This is a genomic window from Streptomyces niphimycinicus, assembly GCF_018883605.1.
Classification (GTDB): Bacteria; Actinomycetota; Actinomycetes; order Streptomycetales; family Streptomycetaceae; genus Streptomyces; species Streptomyces niphimycinicus.
This window is the reverse complement of sequence record NZ_JAHLEM010001358.1, coordinates 1-423: the sequence shown is the minus strand read 5'-3', so window position 1 is coordinate 423 and position 423 is coordinate 1. Positions and strand designations below refer to the sequence as shown.

Below are 423 nucleotides of genomic sequence, written 5' to 3'. Positions count from 1 at the left end.
CCGGCCGCGTGACGGGTCAGGGGTCCGGCTGCGCGGGGACGCCCGGCTGGCTGACGTTCGCCGAGGTCGCCCGGCTCGCCCGGGCAGCCGTTGCCCACCTGGCAGGACTGGGCGCCGTCACCGGGGACCGGATCGTCCTCGCCCTGCCGAACAGCGTGGTCCTCCGCGTCCTCGACCAGGCCGTCCTCGGGTCCGGGCTGGTGAGGGTGGCGCTCTCCCCGCGGCTGCACGCACGGGAGATCGCCGATATCGCGGCGGACTGCGGGGCCCGCGTGGTGTGTTGCCGCCCCGAAGCCGAGGCGGAGATCCGGGCGGCCCTCGCCGCCGTCGGCCCGGCGGCGAGGGTGGTGGTCTGCTCCGACACCGCGCCGCCGACCGGCTCGGCGACCCGCCTGCCCACTGACCCGGCGACCGCGACCCTCT

Annotated in this window: 1 protein-coding gene; it reads left to right on the top strand. The window is 77.8% G+C overall.

Annotated features, from left to right (window positions below):
• On the top strand, positions 1 to 423 hold a 423-nt coding region (locus KN815_RS49730), incomplete at both ends, for an AMP-binding protein (protein ID WP_216348264.1).